Genomic DNA, 16,190 nt, shown 5'->3' on the forward strand with positions numbered 1-16,190 from the left:
AGGAGTGTCGTAAGCATGAGCAAAACATTTATAGCCGGGCTGGACGGAGGGGGCACCAAAACCGCTGTCGTTATCATGGATGAGAATGGGGCGGCGGTGGACTCTTTTGTTTCCGGGGCCATTAATTTAAACGGGCAGCAGGAGAGTTCGGTCCGAAACAGCCTGCATGAAATCATAGGGAGGATCTCTGACGTCTGCGGGGGGCTGGAATATTGCAAGCATCTTTGCATTGGCGCGGCGGGAGTCAGCCATCCCGAGGCGGCGGGGCGGCTGGAGTCGATCGTCCGGGAAGCCGGCTATGCCTCCGGTTTGACGGTGACGGGAGATCATGTGACCGCGCTTAACGGCGCTTTGGACAGTCCCGTCGGGATGATTGTGATTGCGGGAACCGGGTCCATTTGCTATGGACAGAACGCAAGCGGTCAAACGCATCGGACCGGCGGATTCGGGTATCTCATCGACGATGAAGGCAGCGGCTACAGCATCGGACGGGACCTGCTGCGCGCGGTCGTGCGGGCGGAGGACGGCCGGATCGCGCCGACCGTCATCACGGCCATGGTGTACGAGCAGCTTCAAGTGAGCGATGTGCGGCAGATCGTCGGGTTCGTCTACGACAAGAACACGAACAAAAAAGATATCGCCGCGCTGGCTCCCATTCTGTCCCGAGCCAGTGCGCAGGGGGACGAAGCGGCCTTGGCGATCGTGAACCAAAGCGCGGGCGCTTTGGTTGAGCTCGTCGCTCCCGTGGCCGAACGGCTGCACCTGCGGACGGGCGAACTCGCTTTGGCGGGAAGCGTCCTGCAGTGCAATAAAGAGGTGCGGGAAGCCTTCGGCGGAATGATGCGGCAGCGCTATCCCGAGCTCGTCTGCACGCTGCCGAAACATGACGCCGCCCGGGGAGCGGCGATGATCGCGCTCCGGGAATTTAAGCTAGTTTAGGAGCATTAGGGTACGGGCTAGCCAATTAGCGGGAGGTTGTCCCGTTATTAAGCGCCATTGATCGCATAGTTATAGCACTCATCTTAATAGGGGCCATCCATCGGTCTATTGCCTCCTACTCCTCAGACAGAGGGGGAGGTAATAAGGGGCTTTAACGCCTCGATTTTGTCGAATTTGGCTCTTCGAAAAGGGATAGCGGCCCTTCAGGGCCTTTTTTTTGCGCACAACCGGTCAAATCATTGTTTAGGTGCCCGCTATTAGGGAAGTAAGTCTCTTTTTTTTCCAGGGGCATTGCGTAAAACCCGATATGGTGCTGCCTATCCGCAATCTCTCTTGCCTCGTGCTTATAATAGCGGCGTTTTGGGCCGTTATTTCGGCCCGATTCGCGTTTTCGGGTAAAATAGCGGTCGAAAAGGGCCTTATTTCATTGAAGCGGGCCCCAAAATCAGGCTTGAGCCCGCTTTTCCCAAAAATAAGGCCCCAAAATGCCGCTATTTCTCTCCGAAGGGACGAATTCGACAAAATAACGCCGCAAAATGCCGTTATTTCTGTCAGCAGCTGATTGGGCCCTGGGAACCGCCACTAAGAGCCGCCGGACTAGGACCCGCCGGACTAGGAACCGCTGGACTAGGACCCGCCGGACTAGGAGTTGTCGGACTGGGATCCGTCGTTCTAGGTTCCGTCGGACTAGGGCTCGTCATTAAACCACTTTCGCTAATCACCGCCAGCCGCGCAATATCCAAGCAAAATCCAAGCAATATCCAAGCAAACCTGCCAATTATCCACGCATTTTATCAATATTTCACATGCACCCGCTAACTTTCGCGTCTCTCGCGAACCAAAGTATGTTCGTTCGATTCAACGATCCGCTAGTTATCCCCATCAATAGAGCACACCAGCTATGGGCGGTTCTCTTCCACCTTTTCGTTGGATTCCAGTTGGGAGGTGCTCGATAAGTTAAGTACGCAGTCTCACACCCATCGACATCCATTTTGGTTGTAGTCCACGAGGATCAAGGCGCCTAGCGCACTTTCCAACCCTTCTTCCACTTCCAAACCAAATAAATGCAAATCTGCAGGTATTTTAGGCTGATTTATGAGGGGATGCGAGAAAAGATGCAAATTTGCAGGCATTTCTAGCGATTTTAGAAAAACGAGGCTGTTTCGCCGAAAATTGCTGCAGATTTGCAGGAATTTTGAAATTTCTATCCCCAACCAGAAAAAAACATGCAGATTTGCAGGAATTTTATGTTCTCAAGGTTGTCTGATGGTGTACAACTGGATAGTTATGCCGCCGTTCTACCTTCTTTCCGCAAGAAAAAAAACCGGTCCCCCTAGAGGGCCCGGTCCAGTAAATCCATAATATGCACGGCTTCCATTTGACCGGCCAGGCCGGCGCGAAGGATGCCCTGTTTCATTTGCAGCAGGCAGCCGGGGTTGGAGGTCACGATCAGACGGGCCTGGGTTTCCCGCACTTGTTCCATTTTGCCGTCCAGGATCTGCATCGACATGTCGAACTGGGTGAGATTGTACGTGCCCGCGGAGCCGCAGCAGCTGTCCGGCTGCCGCATCTCCACCAGCTCCAGCCCGGGGATGCGGCGGAGCAGCTCGCGGGGCTGATTCCGTACCCCCTGTCCGTGCGCGAGATGGCAGGAGTCCTGATAGGTGACTTTGGCCGGCAGCGGTTTGCTGAACGACAGGGGAGGAAGCTCCGCCAGCATTTCATTCGCGTCGCGATTTCGGGCCGCGAACCGGCGGGCGCGTTCTTCCCAGTCGGGATCGCCCTTGAACCAATGCCCGTACTCTTTCAGCGCCGCCCCGCAGCCGCCGGCGTTATTGACGACGAAGTCGACTCCGGATCGTTCGAACGCTTCGATGTTCCGTTTAGCCAGCTCCTTCGCGCCGCTCATTTCTCCCGAGTGGGCGTGCATCGCTCCGCAGCATCCCTGCTGGGGAACGAATACCACGTCGCAGCCGGCTTTGGTCAACAGCCGCGCCGTCGCCTGATTCGTCTCAAAGAACATCACATCCATAATACAGCCGGTGAACAGCCCGACCGTAAACTTCGTTTCGCCCTCCGCCTGCATTCGCGGCAGGCGCGTCCGGCGTTCCCGGGGGGAAGCGACGGTACCGACCGCTTTCTGCATTTCGGCCAGTTCCCGCGGCAGGATGCGGATCAGTCCGGTCCGGTCGGCGAAAGATTGCAGGCCGAGCGCCTGTGCGGCCCACAGCACGTTCCCCAGCCGTTTGACCCTTTGGGGATAAGGGAACACCCGGTTGAAGATCAGGTTCCGCACGGCGGAAGGCTTTTCTTGGGCTTTTTTCGTCTCTTGCACGACCTCGCGGGCCGTCTCCAGCAGTCCGCCGTAGGGAACCCCCGCCGGACAGGCCGTCTCGCAAGCGCGGCAGCCAAGACAGGCGTTCATATGGTGCTCGAACTCGGCATCCACCGCCAGCTGGCCTGTGGCCACGCCCTTCATCAGGGCGATGCGGCCCCGGGGACTATAGGTTTCCAGGCCCGTCTGCACAAAGGTCGGGCAGGTCGGCAAGCAGAAGCCGCAATGCATGCAGTTCATAATCTCATCCATATCAAAAAGCTCCAGCAGCCCGTCGGTTCTTCCCGCAGAGCTGGGGGAAGCGCAGGCCGGCGAAATAGAGTCTTTTGGCGTAAATTCGCTCATCGTCTCACCACCATTCTACGGCGGGCGGAGCCGGCGAAAATTTTGCCGGGGTTCATTATGTGATTGGGATCAAACGCCGCTTTGATTCGCCGCATAAGCTCGATTCCGCCTTCCCCGACTTTTAGCGGCAAATAGTTCAGCTTGGCCAGCCCGACGCCGTGTTCTCCGGTAATCGTCCCGCCCAAAGCGATCGCCGCGGCAAAAATTTCCGCGAACGCCTGCTCCACGCGCTCGATCTCTTGTTTGTTTCTCTCATCCGTCATGCAGGTCGGATGCAGATTGCCGTCACCGGCATGGCCGAACGTACAAATTTGCAGGTCGTATTTGTCCGCGATCCTTTCCACCTCGGCCACCATATCAGCCAGCCGGGAACGCGGAACGGTGGCGTCCTCCATAATGGTTGTGGGTTTGATCCGCGACAGAGCGGACAGCGCCGAGCGTCTGGCGGTCAGGAGTTTGGCGCCTTCCTCCAGCGTTGCGGCGACTTCGACGCTGGCGGCGCCGTTGGCTCGGGCGATCTCGGCTATACTGGCGATGTCTTTGCTCACCAGCTCCTCGGGGCCGTCCTGTTCGATCAGCAGCATGGATTTCATCTCCAAAGGCAGTCCCAGCTTGGCGTATTCATCAACGACGCGCATCGTGCCTTGATCCATAAATTCCATGGTGGCGGGAATGATTTTAGCGGCGATTACCTGTTCCACGGTTTTGGCGGCGTCCACCAGACTGGTGAAAAAGGCGAGCAAAGTCCGTTTCGTCTCGGGCAGCGGCAGCAGCTTCAGCGTAATTTCCGTAATGACCGCCAAGGTTCCTTCCGATCCGACCAGGAGCCGGGTCATGTCGTAACCGGCCACATCCTTCACGTTTTTGCCGCCACAGCGGAATATTTCCCCGGAAGGGAGAACATATTCCAGACCCATGACGTAATCTTTGGTTACTCCGTATTTCAATCCGCGCATTCCCCCGGCACATTGGGATAGATTCCCGCCTAACGTGGATATCCGCATACTTCCGGGGTCGGGCGGGTAGAACAGGCCATAGGCTTCGACGGCTTGGTGCAGATCCGCCGTAATGACGCCGGGCCCGACGGTTGCCGTAAGGTTTTGGGTGTCGATTTCGTGAATCCGGTTCATGCGGTGCAATTGAAGCACCAAGCCGCCTTGAACCGGGATGGTGCTTGCCGCCAGATTCGTGCCCGAGCCCCGGGGAATCACGGGAATCCCATGTTCGTTCGCGAGCCGGAGCAGGGCGGACACTTCGCCGGAGGTAGCCGGCATGACTACGACGTCCGGCAGCGACTGAAACATCGGGGTAGCGTCATAAGAGTAGGCGTACAGTTCGTTCGGACTGTCTTTCACCCAATCGCTTCCAACAATTGAGATGAATTGCTGCTTGATCTCGGGGGTAATCATGAGGTTATCTCCTCCCGGTTTATAGAATAGTTATCAGGTCATCTGACGAATTTGAAAACAATCTACCATAATTTATTCAAATTGTATAGACTGTAAAGTAAGAATTTACGTTGATTTTAATTTGAACGGAAGGAACGTAACCGGATGGACTTAAGCAAAAAGAACGTGGATATCGTCAGTGAAGAATTGAAACGGATTATCGAATCTGGCCAGGTCAAGCCGGGGGACAAGCTCGATACGATCGAAGCGATGGCCGCCCGCTTTCGGGTGGGGCGGTCAACCGTTCGCGAGGCGATTAGCCACCTTAAGGCGCAGGGCCTGATCGAAACCAAACAGGGCGGCGGAACTTATGTCCGTGCCCAAGTTCCCGAGCTTATCGGCGTTCGCCGGATCACGAAAGAACGGGAACTGATCCACCTCCTGCAGGTTCGTAAAATCGTGGAAGTGGGAAGCATCGGATTGGCGGCGGAGTTTCGTACGGAACAGGACCTGATGGAACTGCATAAAATTGTCGACTTAATGGAGGAAGCGATCGGCAACGAGGAGATCAGCCAAGTATACGATGTGAATTTTCATCTGGCGGTGGCCAAAGCGACGCAAAATCCCATGCTTCAAGGCATGATGGAGAGCATTTCCGAAATGATGTTCCGGACTATGCGGGATACCCGCAGCCTCTGGCTGTTCAGCGAACAGGAGTCGGCTCACCGATTGTATCAAGAACACAAGCAGATGCTTCTAGCCATCGAGCGGCAAGCCAGCCGCGAAGCCAGCCGACTGATGGATCTTCATTTGATCAAGGCGGGGAAAGAGATAGCGGCAAGCATGAATCGATAGGATAAATAAACCCATGGGACCGCGTGAATTTGGGAGAACGCCCGGCGGTCCTTTTAGTTTTGTCATCCAGAGTGCTATACTGTTAAAATAAGAATATTTGTTCTATGTAAGTTGAAACGCCAGGAGAGGATTAACATGTCTGACGAGACGGTGAAGCAGTATTGGCCGGATTGGAACGGTACGGTAAAAGAAGGGGACAGCGGCTGGAACAACACGACCCGGTACGTGGAAAACAAGGGACTCAGCTGCGTGCTGCGCATTTATGAAACCCATCGCGATAGGGATAAAATCGAATTTGAGCATAACTTGCTGATGCATTTGCAAAAGTTTCCGCTAAACTTCAAGGTTCCCGTTCCGGTCCGGACACCGGAGGGGGAAACCATTATTGCGCTGGAAGACGGGACGGGGCGATACGCTTGTCTGTTTGAGTATATCGAGGGCGTCCGGCCGGAGGAAGGCAGGTTCCATGCGGCTTATTCCTTCGGGCAGGCGGCCGCCGAATTAACGCTGGCTCTGGCCGCGGTTCAAATGGAGCAGCCCCCGGCATACCGCCCTTATTACGAGCTTCGGCAAGCTTATCCTGCCTGCAGCTACGAGGCTGTCAGGGATTTTTGCGGGAGTCCTCCTAAGGCGTTCCGGGAGCTTAAGCCTTCGCTCCTCGTGCTTGGCGAGGCGTACGAAGAGCTTTGCGACCGGCTGCCGGAGCTGCGCAGACTGCCTCATCAGCTCGTTCACGGCGATTTGAACCCGTCCAATTTGCTGGTCGATGAAGAGCGGACCGAAAACGTGACGGCTTTGCTGGATTTCGAGTTTTGCACCCGGGACGTCCGGGCGATGGAGGCCGCGGTCGCCATTTCCGATTTGCTCGGTTATGACGGAAAGCGGATGAATATCCTGCGCTTTTGCGACGGCTATGGAGCCCGCTTAAGGCTGATCCCCGAGGAGATCTCGGCGATTCCGCTGCTCCTGCGATTGCGCAAGGTCGATGTCTTTTTACATTTCATGAGCAGGTTCCTTAAAGGAACGGATGGCCCGCAGGTGCTTCGGTCGCAAGTGCAGACTTTGTCCGCCGGATTGGAAGCACTCAAGCAGGACGAGATTTGGATTCGCGAAATTTTGCGAGAGCATCTGCTGGACCATCTGGCTTAGCTTAACACGTTGAGTCAATTTTGCTCTTTAAGTTTAAAATCGGGGGTAACCACCGTTCCTTTTATCGGCATGGGATCGGCATTCGTCCCCTCAAAATACAGCGGCAGCCCTTCGGCCAGGACGGGATGAAGGACGGTCAACGGGTTTTGCCGCTGATGATGAATGTGCAGATGGGGCTCCGAGGTCGATCCGCTGTTGCCGACCCGCCCGAGAACATCTCCCGGCTTCACGGTGTCTCCGGTTTTTACTTGTACGCTGCCTTGTTTTAAATGATTCAACAGCAAATAAGTTCCGGTCTCTTCGATTTGAATGTAAACATGATTCCCTTCCATGGAGAGAATCTCCTCGCTTCCCGGCTGGATATCGGGCTCGGCGTCATAAGCGGCGATTACCGTTCCGGCGACCGGAGAGAGCACCTCCTGGTTCCAAATCCCGTAATCCTCCGGGTTCGAACTCCCCGTGCCGTAAGGCTCCATGAGCAAATCGTAAGCCCAGCGTTCGGAAGGCCAAACCGCATGCGGCGAATTGTCGTTCACCGCGTCGCCGCCCCAGCCGACGGTCGCTTTCCCGGCAAACGGCCAGGATACGGTGATAGCGGGAGAGGTGCTTTGAATCCGCGCGGGATAGGCGAGCGGGATGACATTCATCATGAGCAGCAGATGCAGACACAGAACGGTACCTACGCCCAGCCCGGTCCAACCGCGGCTGCGGCTCTTTTTTTTGCGAAATCGGATAAGGAGCAGGACGGTACATATGAGAATATAGGCCAGTCCCAAGAGCGGGACGGCGAATTTCAGGACAAACCAGGCATAAGCCCCGGGCAGGCCATTCACGGCGTACACGGTTCCCCACAGTACAATGACGAGCAGGAGTAGGACTAAATTTGTCATCCCCGCTGTTTTTAGCAGTCTTTTCACAACCAAACATCCCCTTGATTCGAGTTAGAATTTCTATTCCTCCTATTAAGACGTAATAGACAAAAGTTCCCCCTGCAAAATTCATGTCACAAAATGCACGTTCGAAATTGTTATATAGGCAAACAGACAAGGAGGTGATCTTTTGCAGCCAATCCCCGGGGAAGCGGAAGAGAAGAAAGCGCAGATCGAAGCGGTGATCGAGAGGGTCCAGTCGGGAGACAAGGACGCCTACGGTCTCATCATCCGGCAGTTTGAACGGCAAATGTACACCTACTGCTACTATATTTTGAAAAATCATGCGGAAACGGAAGATGCGGTTCAGGAGATATTTATTCGCGCCTACCTGAACCTTCATAAATACAGCAGGCAGGTTTCTTTTTCAGCATGGCTCTACAAGGTTGCTTATCATCATTTGATCAATATGAAGAAGAAGCAGGGCCGTTGGGTGCAGTTAGTCGATAAGTGCATGGAGGAGCAGCCGGTTCAACAGATCACGCCGCATGATACGATGATTCAAGAGCTGTTGACCTATTTGACGGCCGAAGAACGTCACATCCTGCTGCTAAAATCCGTGGAGCAGTACAGCTTCGAGGAAATGGGCGAGGTTATGGGCGTGAAGTCGGCCACCCTGCGCAAGAAATATGAACGGTTGCGCCGGAAGTTGATGGACCGAGTTCTTGAAAAAGGAGAGATTGCTCATGGAAAAATTGCCGGATCCAGTGGAGTCCGCTGAAATGGAAGCGATCGAGCGAATGATTCGTCAGTCCTCGATGCAAAAGACAAGTTTGAGCGATAAAATTATGAATCGAATTGGAGAGATGGAAATGTCCAGAACGGAAAAATACGCTAAAAACAAGCCGAATATCATGAAACGGGCCGCCTTGACGGCCGCCGCCACGGCGATTCTCGGAGGAGGCCTCGTCGGATCGGGCTTTGTATCCCCGGTGATGGCGGATGCTCTGAAACAGATTCCGATGTTCAGCACGCTGTTTGAGGGGACCAGCGAAGCGGCGGTTAAGGCCGCTATGGATCAAGGATTGGTCATAGATCCCAACCTGAGCGTTACGCATGACGGCATCACGTTGAAACTCAGCGATCTGTTGTATGACGGAACGAGATTGTCCTTTATCCTGGACCGGGAAGGCGTGGATCTTCCGGGGACGGTTGCTCCTTTTAGCGAAAGGGAAAAGCCCGAAGACCAAATCCCAAAAGGTTATATTAAAGGGGCTGAAGCGGCAGGGACGACTTTACTTATTGACGGCAAAGACATTATGAAGGGGTTTGAGAACATTCAAACGGCCGGATTTGGAGATTTTTCCAAGCGGGAGAATGCTTACATGGCGGAGGTGCAGTTTAAAAAACCGGTTTGGGGCAATGAATTTGAGCTGACCATCCGCACCGAAGTGACGGGGGTTGATGAAGTCTTTGAATTCAAAGTTCCGGTGAAAATCGAGGACAATACCGTCCTGCTCAAGCCAAACGCTACCAAAACTTTGGAGGATTTCAGCTATAACGTAAAAGAGATGGTTATCACGCCGGTTACCACCCGTTTGGTTATCGACAGCAAAGGGAAGGTGCCGCGTTCCCCGGAACAGTCCGGCGATTATATCGCCAGCATGATGTATTACGATATCGTTGATGACCAAGGGAATTTACTGAAGCAACGCCAGGTCGGGTTATTTTATAGCGAGCCCAAAACCGAATATCATGTTGACGAACTGTACTCGCCGTTCAAAGAAACGCCGAAAACGATCACAATCAAGCCATACACCCTGACGGTCAACAAGAACACTTGGAAGGCCATTGGTGAAACCCAAGGCAGCCTAGGAACCAAAAATTATATTAAGGACCTGGAAATGACGATTCCCGTCGAAAAATAAGTTTAAATAAATTAATCAACCAGAATGGAGAAGATCATGAACAGAACAAAAAGAAATGTACCCGCTGTAGCCCAACTGTTGAAAAGATCCGCATTGACCGTAACCGCGGCAGCGGTGCTGGGGGCCCTGATCCCCGGCGCCGGCACGCTGCCGGCGGCCAAGGCCGCGGCCTTGAATGAGGCCTTAAAGCCGACTCTGCCGTATAGCTCGCTGCTGGCGGCGGCCAGCGGCGCGGCCGGGAACGCCGCCGCGGCCAATCCCAGCATAACGCATGACGGGGTCACGCTCCGGCTATCCCATCTGATTTACGACAAAACCCGGTTATCCTTCGTCATAGAGCGCCAGGGCGCAAATTTTCCGGCCGATGAATCGGTTGTTATCCTTAACGAAGAAAGAGAGAAAGACAAGAAGGGAAAAGGGTATATTAAAAGGCCCACCCTCTTGATCGACGGCCAGGAGCTAAAGGATTGGGGCAGCTTTGGCGACTCCGGGAAAATAAAAAATGCATGTATGTATGAAATCGGAAAAAAAGCCGATTGGCCCGACAAGTTTGAGCTGACGATCCAGGCCCAGGTGACCGGGATCGACGAGACCTTCGAATTCAAGGTCCCGGTAGAAATGGATAAAAAATCGATCGAGGTCAAGCCCAACGCCACGAAAAAGCACAAAGGGTTCAGCTACACCGTCAAGGAACTGTATTTCTCGTCGTCCTCAACCCAGTTGATTATCGACAGCACCGGCAAGGTGCCGGCGACGTCCAAGCAGACCGGCAAATATATCGCCAGCATGATGTATTACGATATCGTGGACGATCAAGGGAACCTGCTGCAGCAACAGAGATTCCCTTACTATAACAGCCTGCCGAAAACCAAGTACCACATCGACGAGCTGTACAGCCCGGTGAAAGGAACACCGAAGTACGTTACGATCAAACCGTTTACGCTGACGGTCGATAAAAATGACTGGAGCGTTGTCGGAGACACGGAGAAAAGTGTCGGAACCAAAACATACTGGAAGGAATTAGAAATGAAAATTCCTTTGGACAAAATCAAGAAGTAAGTTGACAGGCTGTCCATGGACCCAAAGGTCCTGGACAGCTTTTTTCTCGTTTGCCACGGACAAATTTCGACCATAATCTTCGAAAATCAGCAGGATACTGCCATGCCGATATCGAAATAAAAATAGATTTAACCGGAGTTGTGTGATCTGCAAATAATAGGAGGATTAATTTGAGGTTATGAAGGTTTTTAAATTTACCCTGGGCGTGATTTCATCCATTATTGCTTCTTTTCTTTTGTTGGTATTTCTTATAATTTTGTTGAATGAGAGAAATATACCGGCCCTGACGATCGTATTTGTACCGACCGCGCTGCTTATATGGCTCTCGATTTTCTTATTTAAAGGATCGACGACACCTTCGCAGCCCCTAGAGCAGCTGGCTCCCGGTGCCGAGTTCCCGACCGGGGAACTGCCGCAAGCCTTCGTCTATAACCCCATGGGGTATTTACGTATGGACGCAAGGTCCGTTAACGATTTTGTCCGGTCGCTTATTCATGAGAGAGACGCGGCGAAAAGGTCTCAAGTGAAGTTCTCCCTCGATCCGGCCGAATTGGGTGATTTGGGCGAGGCCTTCAACCTATTGTTCGGCCAAGCTCCCCAGAAGAGCGAGCCCCCGAAAGGACCGGTATCGGTGGATTGTCCGGGCTGCGGCGCAAAAACGGTTGTTTATCCCGATAAAGCGGTGAAATGCGAGTTTTGCGGCACGGGCATTACCTATAAGAACTAGCACTCCGTCAAATAACCTTGATCACATAGATCATTAGAATTCCTGCAAATATGCATGTTTTTTTCTGGTACGGAACAAAAATATCAAAATTCCTGCAAATCTGCAGGAATTTTCAACGAAACCGGCTCGTTTCTCTAAAATCGCTAAAAACACCTGCAGATTTGCATCTTTTGTCGAAACTCTTCGTAAATCAGCCTAAATACCTGCAGATTTGCATCTTTTTGGAGTTGGAAGGGTGGAGGTGCGCTTACTACGAAGTTTGATGGGGCACTGGCGGCAGGAAGAGGAGGCGGCACCTTTTGATAGACCAATTGCATAACCTTCCCGCTTCACCTGGCGTTTATATGATGAAGGACGGTCACGGAGGTATCCTGTATGTCGGCAAATCGAAAAATCTGAAGCAGCGGGTCAAATCGTACTTTGTCTCCTCCGCATCGCATTCCAGAAAAACGCAAAGACTGGTCAACAATGTGAAGGATTTGGAGATCAGGGTGACGGATACCGAATTTGAGGCTTTTATGCTGGAATGCCGTCTCATTCATGAGCTGCGGCCGCTTTACAACAAGAAGATGAAAAGTCCGCATGCTTACGTGAATGTCGTGGTCAAAACGGGGAAGAACGGCGGCCGCCGTCTGGAGCTGGGCCGCGGAGACGAGCCGGAAGGCGGACAGCCGAGTTTCGGACCGTATACGGCGAGCAGACATACGGTGGGGAAGGCGTTGACCAGGATCCAAGAAAGCCTGCGAATCGCTTGTGCCGGGTCAGACGGGGAGCGGGGGCCTTGCCTCAACGTGTCCCTCGGACTTTGTCTCGGCGGATGTATGGGGGGAGAGGCCGCCGGGGAGTACGATCGCGTTATGGATCGGCTGATAGCGCTCATGGAAGGGCGGGATTTCAGCCTTATGGATGACATGCGGCGGGAAATGGAGGAAGCGGCGAGCGAGTTCGATTTCGAACGGGCGGCCAAATGCCGTGACGGAATCGAAGCCTTAACCTTTCTGCTGCGGCAGGAAAAGGTAATCTCTTTCGCCGAGCAAAACCGGATCATCCTATTGTCGGAGCCGCTGAATGAACGCGAAAGCAAACTGTTTCTTGTTCAGCGCCATCAAATTCTTTATAGTGAGAAATATGATCGGCAGGCAACGGATCGGACCCGGACGGCGTTATCCTTGATGAAGCGGCTTCAAAACCGCGCCATGGAGGAGACGGCCGCCGGGCATGAGTTGACGCGCGACGAGATTGATGGAGCGCAAATCATACACAGCTACCTGCGCAACGGTACCTGTCGTCACCTGGTCTTACAGGAAGCATGGCTTGAAGCGGGAGGCGAGCATGACTTGCGGCAGGCGATTGAGTCATTTTTGGCGGCGGAAGCTGGAGAAAGAGAGAGTGGACCGGGATGAGTCACTATCCGAACGAAATTCAAGATTTTCACGCTGCGATCGTGAAGCTGCGGGGGATCACGGAAATCGAGAGCGGTGTGGACAATTTGGCGGCGGTGGATGCCGAGGTATTGCGCTTTCCCTCGTTTGCGCATCTGCCGCATGCCGCTTTATTGCGCACCGGAGGCGGATTGGATAACGAGGTGCTAATCCAGTTTGAGCTCGGCATCGATTACACGGCCGAGGGACTACAAGCGGTCGAGTTTCTGGCGTGGTTTGTCCGGGACGCGGCCAGGGGAGGCACGAAAATCCAAATGCGGCCGTTTGCTTTGCCCCCGGAATCGCCGTATGGCCGGCAATTGGGAACCAGCTTGAAATTCCATATCGATCTCTTTGTCGACGGGATCGAGGATACGTTGGAGCCGGCGTACAAGGATATCAGCCGGTTGACGGAATCGCTGGAGACGGCGATCCGGGTATACCGGATTCCGCTCAAGCCAACTTATATCTAAGGTACTGGAGGGGAAACCATGACTCACGCGGAAATCGTTTCGTTGAATGTCGGAAAGCCGCAGCCTTTATTGTATAAGAATAAAGAGGTAGAGAGCGGGATTCACAAGCAGCCGGCAGACCGGCCGTTATTTTTGTCACGCGTCAATCTGGACGGGGACGCTCAAGCCGACCTGGTCCATCACGGCGGCAAGGATAAGGCCGTTTGCGTTTATCCTTTCGAACATTATGCTTTCTGGGAGAAGGAATTGGAGACTTCGCTCGTTTTCGGTGCGTTCGGAGAAAACCTGACTACGCGGGGGCTGCTGGAAACCGAGGTTTGTATCGGGGATATTTTTCAACTTGGGGAAGCGGTCGTACAAATCACGCAGCCGCGCCAGCCTTGCTATAAATTAGCCGCGCGGTACCAGGTTCCCGATATGCCGATAAGAGTTCAGGACACCGGCTTCACCGGGTACTATTTCCGCGTGCTTGAAGAGGGGACGGTAGCCCCAACCTCGGAGCTTGCGCTAATGACCCGGCACCCCTTAGCCGTTACCGTGGACTTTGCCAACAGAATCATGCACCATGACAAGAAAAACGTTGATGGCATCAGGCGGCTTCTCGCTGTCGAGGAATTGTCGGATAGCTGGCGGGCCACGTTGACGAAGCGGCTGGAAGGGCAAGACGTAAATACTCGGGAGCGGCTGCAAGGGAACTAAACCTAGAGCGAATGTAGAGGAGGCGGTAATCGCCTCCTTTTTTCGTGTTCAGGTGGGGATCGCTGGGTTTTACCGTAGCAACAGAGGGGCGATATGGCGGCGGAAAACGTCGATCGGGCTCCGGTCTTTTTTGCGTTTGTCATCGGTCAAAACAACCACGGTATCCAGACTGGGCACGACATAAACAAACTGGCCGCCAAAGCCGCGCGCATAGAAGTAGTCGAAGCCTGCTTCCGCCGTTTCTTCGTAGGTGTCGGTCCACCAGTGCCAGGCGTACCGGCCGCGGTTCGGCGGGGCCGCGGGGAGAACGGGCTGCACGGACCGTTTAGCCAACTCTCGGGAGATCAGCCGCTGCTGCTCCCAACAGCCTTCCTGCAAATAAAGAAGGCCGAATTTGAGCAGATCGGCGGGACGCAGCCAGAGTCCGAAGCCCCCGGTGCGAAGCCCTTGAGGGTCTTGTTCCCACTTGTAGTCCTGAATGCCGAGGGGGGTGAACAAGAAGCGTTCCGCAAAGGCGGCCGCATCCTCGCCTGTCGCCTGCGCCAGAATGGCGGACAGGAGCTGGGAAGCTCCGGAATTGTACTCCATCCGGCTGCCAGGAGGATGGGCCAAAGGCTGCTCCAGCACAAAATCCACCCAGTTGGAAGTCCGGGTCATCCGCGGGAACGAGTTGCGCCCTCCGAATTCCGTCCATTCGAAGCCCGCCGACATGGTCAGGAGGTGCTCCAGCGTCATGTCCCGTTTTCGATGATCCGGATCTTTGGTCAACTGAGGGAAAAAAGCACGGATCGGCGTTCCGGCTTCCGGCAGCTTCCCTTGATCCATCGCGATGCAGATCAAGGCGGAAAGGATGCTTTTCGTGCAGGAGTTGATCTTCGCGAGCTCCGCGTCGCATCGCTCATCCCGGTAATGCCGAAACACGAGCTGTCCGCGGGAACTGATCAAACAGCTTCGAAGGTCAAACGGTTGTAATGTCTGCTGCAATGTAGTCAAGTCCATAACCTATTCATCCTTTAACTCTGTCGTTACCGTGTTTCCATTACTATATCAGCGGTTGCGCGATCACGCAAAAAAGTTGGCGGACTCCGCCTGAAAAACGACCGTACGCTACGGATTCGCCGAAACGATTCTTCCGGTATGCTGGAAACATACCTAGTGAGAAGATAGAGGAGTGGAATTTCGTATGAGTCCGACCTGGAAAATGCGCTTCACCGACTTTTTTGTCCGCAAAGACCCGGAGTACGACCTTTTTCTAAAGCAACATCAAGCCGCCACCCGGAAACAGATCTCGTTGTACCTGTTGCTCGGGGTCGTTCCGGGCATCATTACTTACTTGCTGATCTTCCCGTTTCGCGAACCGCTGATGGAACTGACGGGGTTGTCCAGCCATACCTATCAGTTTATGATTCTCGCTTTGATGGCCAGCGGATGGCATATTCTTTTCCCTTTTTTCATGCTAAGATTTGTGGATAAGCTTACTTTTAAACAATCCTTGATTTACCTGGGATTTACCAAACCGGATCTCAAAGGGCTCTTATTCGTGCTGCCTGTCATCACGGTCCTGTTCACATTATTGTCTCTTCCCTATATGAAGTATATTTTTCCTCCCTTGTCGGGGATGCTGGATCGTCTTCCCGCGCTGCATATGGGAGAATGGCATATCTTCAACCAAGGATATTACGATTTTCCCTGGCCGCTGCTGGTGGTCGGTCTGATCGGCAATTTCATCGGGGAAGAAATTTACTTCCGGGGGTATCTTTTGCGCAAAGTCGGAGCCCTCAGATGGAACTGGCTCATCGTCAGCGTGCTGTTCCAGTTCTATCATATGTGGCAGGCTCCCGTAAACTGGGCGTTCATTCCCCTGGCCGTCATCATTCCTTGCGAAATTCTGGTTCGTCTGCGAAAAAGCATTTACGGAGCCATTCTTTTTCACATTTATATCAATACGCTATGGGGGCTTGTGACGTTGTATCTCGTAGGTGTGTGACCCCCTCCCGATTTTA

The 16,190-nt window shown here is 53.6% G+C and carries 15 protein-coding genes; 11 read left to right on the forward strand and 4 right to left on the reverse strand.

The window, feature by feature from the left end:
* Positions 1-15: 15 nt before the first annotated feature.
* Positions 16-939 carry an N-acetylglucosamine kinase gene (locus FRY98_RS12360; protein WP_148452122.1) on the forward strand — a complete coding sequence of 308 codons (924 nt, stop codon included), beginning with the start codon at positions 16-18 and terminating at the stop codon, positions 937-939.
* A gap of 1,333 nt (positions 940-2,272) precedes the next feature.
* Here FRY98_RS12360 and FRY98_RS12365 read toward each other — a convergent pair.
* Positions 2,273-3,619, reverse strand: coding sequence for a (Fe-S)-binding protein (locus FRY98_RS12365; RefSeq protein WP_148452124.1), 1,347 nt, complete (start codon positions 3,617-3,619; stop codon positions 2,273-2,275).
* Positions 3,616-5,028, reverse strand: coding sequence for an FAD-binding oxidoreductase (locus tag FRY98_RS12370; protein WP_148452127.1), 1,413 nt, complete (start codon positions 5,026-5,028; stop codon positions 3,616-3,618). The genes FRY98_RS12365 and FRY98_RS12370 overlap by 4 nt, the downstream gene beginning before the upstream one ends.
* A 144-nt stretch (positions 5,029-5,172) precedes the next feature.
* Between FRY98_RS12370 and FRY98_RS12375 the strand changes: the two genes are divergently transcribed.
* Positions 5,173-5,862 carry a FadR/GntR family transcriptional regulator gene (locus FRY98_RS12375; RefSeq protein ID WP_148452129.1) on the forward strand — a complete coding sequence of 230 codons (690 nt, stop codon included), beginning with the start codon at positions 5,173-5,175 and terminating at the stop codon, positions 5,860-5,862.
* Positions 5,863-5,997: 135 nt separating this feature from the next.
* A complete protein-coding gene (locus FRY98_RS12380; protein WP_148452131.1) occupies positions 5,998-7,011 on the forward strand; it encodes a phosphotransferase in 1,014 nt (337 codons plus the stop codon).
* A gap of 14 nt (positions 7,012-7,025) precedes the next feature.
* Here FRY98_RS12380 and FRY98_RS12385 read toward each other — a convergent pair whose 3' ends face one another.
* Positions 7,026-7,928 (reverse strand): M23 family metallopeptidase, encoded by a 903-nt coding sequence (locus FRY98_RS12385; protein WP_249043389.1) that lies wholly within the window; start codon positions 7,926-7,928, stop codon positions 7,026-7,028.
* A 142-nt stretch (positions 7,929-8,070) separates the two neighbouring features.
* On the opposite strand from FRY98_RS12385, the gene FRY98_RS12390 reads away from it, so the two are divergent.
* The 7 genes from FRY98_RS12390 to FRY98_RS12420 all read left to right on the forward strand — a co-directional run bounded on the left by FRY98_RS12390 (position 8,071) and on the right by FRY98_RS12420 (position 14,187).
* Positions 8,071-8,661, forward strand: coding sequence for an RNA polymerase sigma factor (locus tag FRY98_RS12390; RefSeq protein WP_148452133.1), 591 nt, complete (start codon positions 8,071-8,073; stop codon positions 8,659-8,661).
* Positions 8,627-9,808: a DUF4179 domain-containing protein gene (locus FRY98_RS12395; RefSeq protein ID WP_148452135.1), complete on the forward strand. Its 1,182-nt coding sequence runs from the start codon at positions 8,627-8,629 to the stop codon at positions 9,806-9,808. The genes FRY98_RS12390 and FRY98_RS12395 overlap by 35 nt, the downstream gene beginning before the upstream one ends.
* A gap of 36 nt (positions 9,809-9,844) precedes the next feature.
* Positions 9,845-10,867: a DUF5643 domain-containing protein gene (locus FRY98_RS12400; RefSeq protein ID WP_225038353.1), complete on the forward strand. Its 1,023-nt coding sequence runs from the start codon at positions 9,845-9,847 to the stop codon at positions 10,865-10,867.
* 178 nt (positions 10,868-11,045) lie between these two features.
* Positions 11,046-11,594 (forward strand): hypothetical protein, encoded by a 549-nt coding sequence (locus FRY98_RS12405; protein WP_148452137.1) that lies wholly within the window; start codon positions 11,046-11,048, stop codon positions 11,592-11,594.
* A gap of 299 nt (positions 11,595-11,893) precedes the next feature.
* Positions 11,894-12,997 (forward strand): GIY-YIG nuclease family protein, encoded by a 1,104-nt coding sequence (locus FRY98_RS12410; RefSeq protein WP_148452139.1) that lies wholly within the window; start codon positions 11,894-11,896, stop codon positions 12,995-12,997.
* Positions 12,994-13,488 (forward strand): hypothetical protein, encoded by a 495-nt coding sequence (locus FRY98_RS12415; RefSeq protein ID WP_148452141.1) that lies wholly within the window; start codon positions 12,994-12,996, stop codon positions 13,486-13,488. The genes FRY98_RS12410 and FRY98_RS12415 overlap by 4 nt, the downstream gene beginning before the upstream one ends.
* 18 nt (positions 13,489-13,506) lie before the next feature.
* On the forward strand, positions 13,507-14,187 hold the full coding sequence (locus FRY98_RS12420) for an MOSC domain-containing protein (RefSeq protein ID WP_148452143.1): 681 nt from the start codon (positions 13,507-13,509) through the stop codon (positions 14,185-14,187).
* A 69-nt stretch (positions 14,188-14,256) separates the two neighbouring features.
* Here the strand turns inward: FRY98_RS12420 and FRY98_RS12425 are convergent, their stop codons facing one another.
* Positions 14,257-15,186 carry a serine hydrolase domain-containing protein gene (locus FRY98_RS12425; protein WP_148452145.1) on the reverse strand — a complete coding sequence of 310 codons (930 nt, stop codon included), beginning with the start codon at positions 15,184-15,186 and terminating at the stop codon, positions 14,257-14,259.
* 184 nt (positions 15,187-15,370) lie between these two features.
* On the opposite strand from FRY98_RS12425, the gene FRY98_RS12430 reads away from it, so the two are divergent.
* Complete coding sequence (locus tag FRY98_RS12430) at positions 15,371-16,174, forward strand: CPBP family intramembrane glutamic endopeptidase (protein WP_148452147.1); 804 nt, start codon at positions 15,371-15,373, stop codon at positions 16,172-16,174.
* The last annotated feature ends 16 nt before the right edge of the window (positions 16,175-16,190 follow it).

It is taken from the genome of Paenibacillus faecis (assembly GCF_008084145.1).
Taxonomy (GTDB): domain Bacteria; phylum Bacillota; class Bacilli; order Paenibacillales; family Paenibacillaceae; genus Fontibacillus; species Fontibacillus faecis.

Excerpts from the sequence above, each read along its gene's own strand:
- FRY98_RS12420 (WP_148452143.1), top strand. The coding sequence starts at position 13,507 with ATGACTCACGCGGAAATCGTTTCGTTGAATGTCGGAAAGCCGCAGCCT.
- FRY98_RS12430 (WP_148452147.1), top strand. The coding sequence starts at position 15,371 with ATGAGTCCGACCTGGAAAATGCGCTTCACCGACTTTTTTGTCCGCAAA.
- FRY98_RS12405 (WP_148452137.1), top strand. The coding sequence starts at position 11,046 with ATGAAGGTTTTTAAATTTACCCTGGGCGTGATTTCATCCATTATTGCT.
- FRY98_RS12425 (WP_148452145.1), bottom strand. The coding sequence starts at position 15,186 with ATGGACTTGACTACATTGCAGCAGACATTACAACCGTTTGACCTTCGA.
- FRY98_RS12370 (WP_148452127.1), bottom strand. The coding sequence starts at position 5,028 with ATGATTACCCCCGAGATCAAGCAGCAATTCATCTCAATTGTTGGAAGC.
- FRY98_RS12395 (WP_148452135.1), top strand. The coding sequence starts at position 8,627 with ATGGAAAAATTGCCGGATCCAGTGGAGTCCGCTGAAATGGAAGCGATC.
- FRY98_RS12380 (WP_148452131.1), top strand. The coding sequence starts at position 5,998 with ATGTCTGACGAGACGGTGAAGCAGTATTGGCCGGATTGGAACGGTACG.
- FRY98_RS12360 (WP_148452122.1), top strand. The coding sequence starts at position 16 with ATGAGCAAAACATTTATAGCCGGGCTGGACGGAGGGGGCACCAAAACC.
- FRY98_RS12415 (WP_148452141.1), top strand. The coding sequence starts at position 12,994 with ATGAGTCACTATCCGAACGAAATTCAAGATTTTCACGCTGCGATCGTG.
- FRY98_RS12375 (WP_148452129.1), top strand. The coding sequence starts at position 5,173 with ATGGACTTAAGCAAAAAGAACGTGGATATCGTCAGTGAAGAATTGAAA.
- FRY98_RS12365 (WP_148452124.1), bottom strand. The coding sequence starts at position 3,619 with ATGAGCGAATTTACGCCAAAAGACTCTATTTCGCCGGCCTGCGCTTCC.
- FRY98_RS12400 (WP_225038353.1), top strand. The coding sequence starts at position 9,845 with ATGAACAGAACAAAAAGAAATGTACCCGCTGTAGCCCAACTGTTGAAA.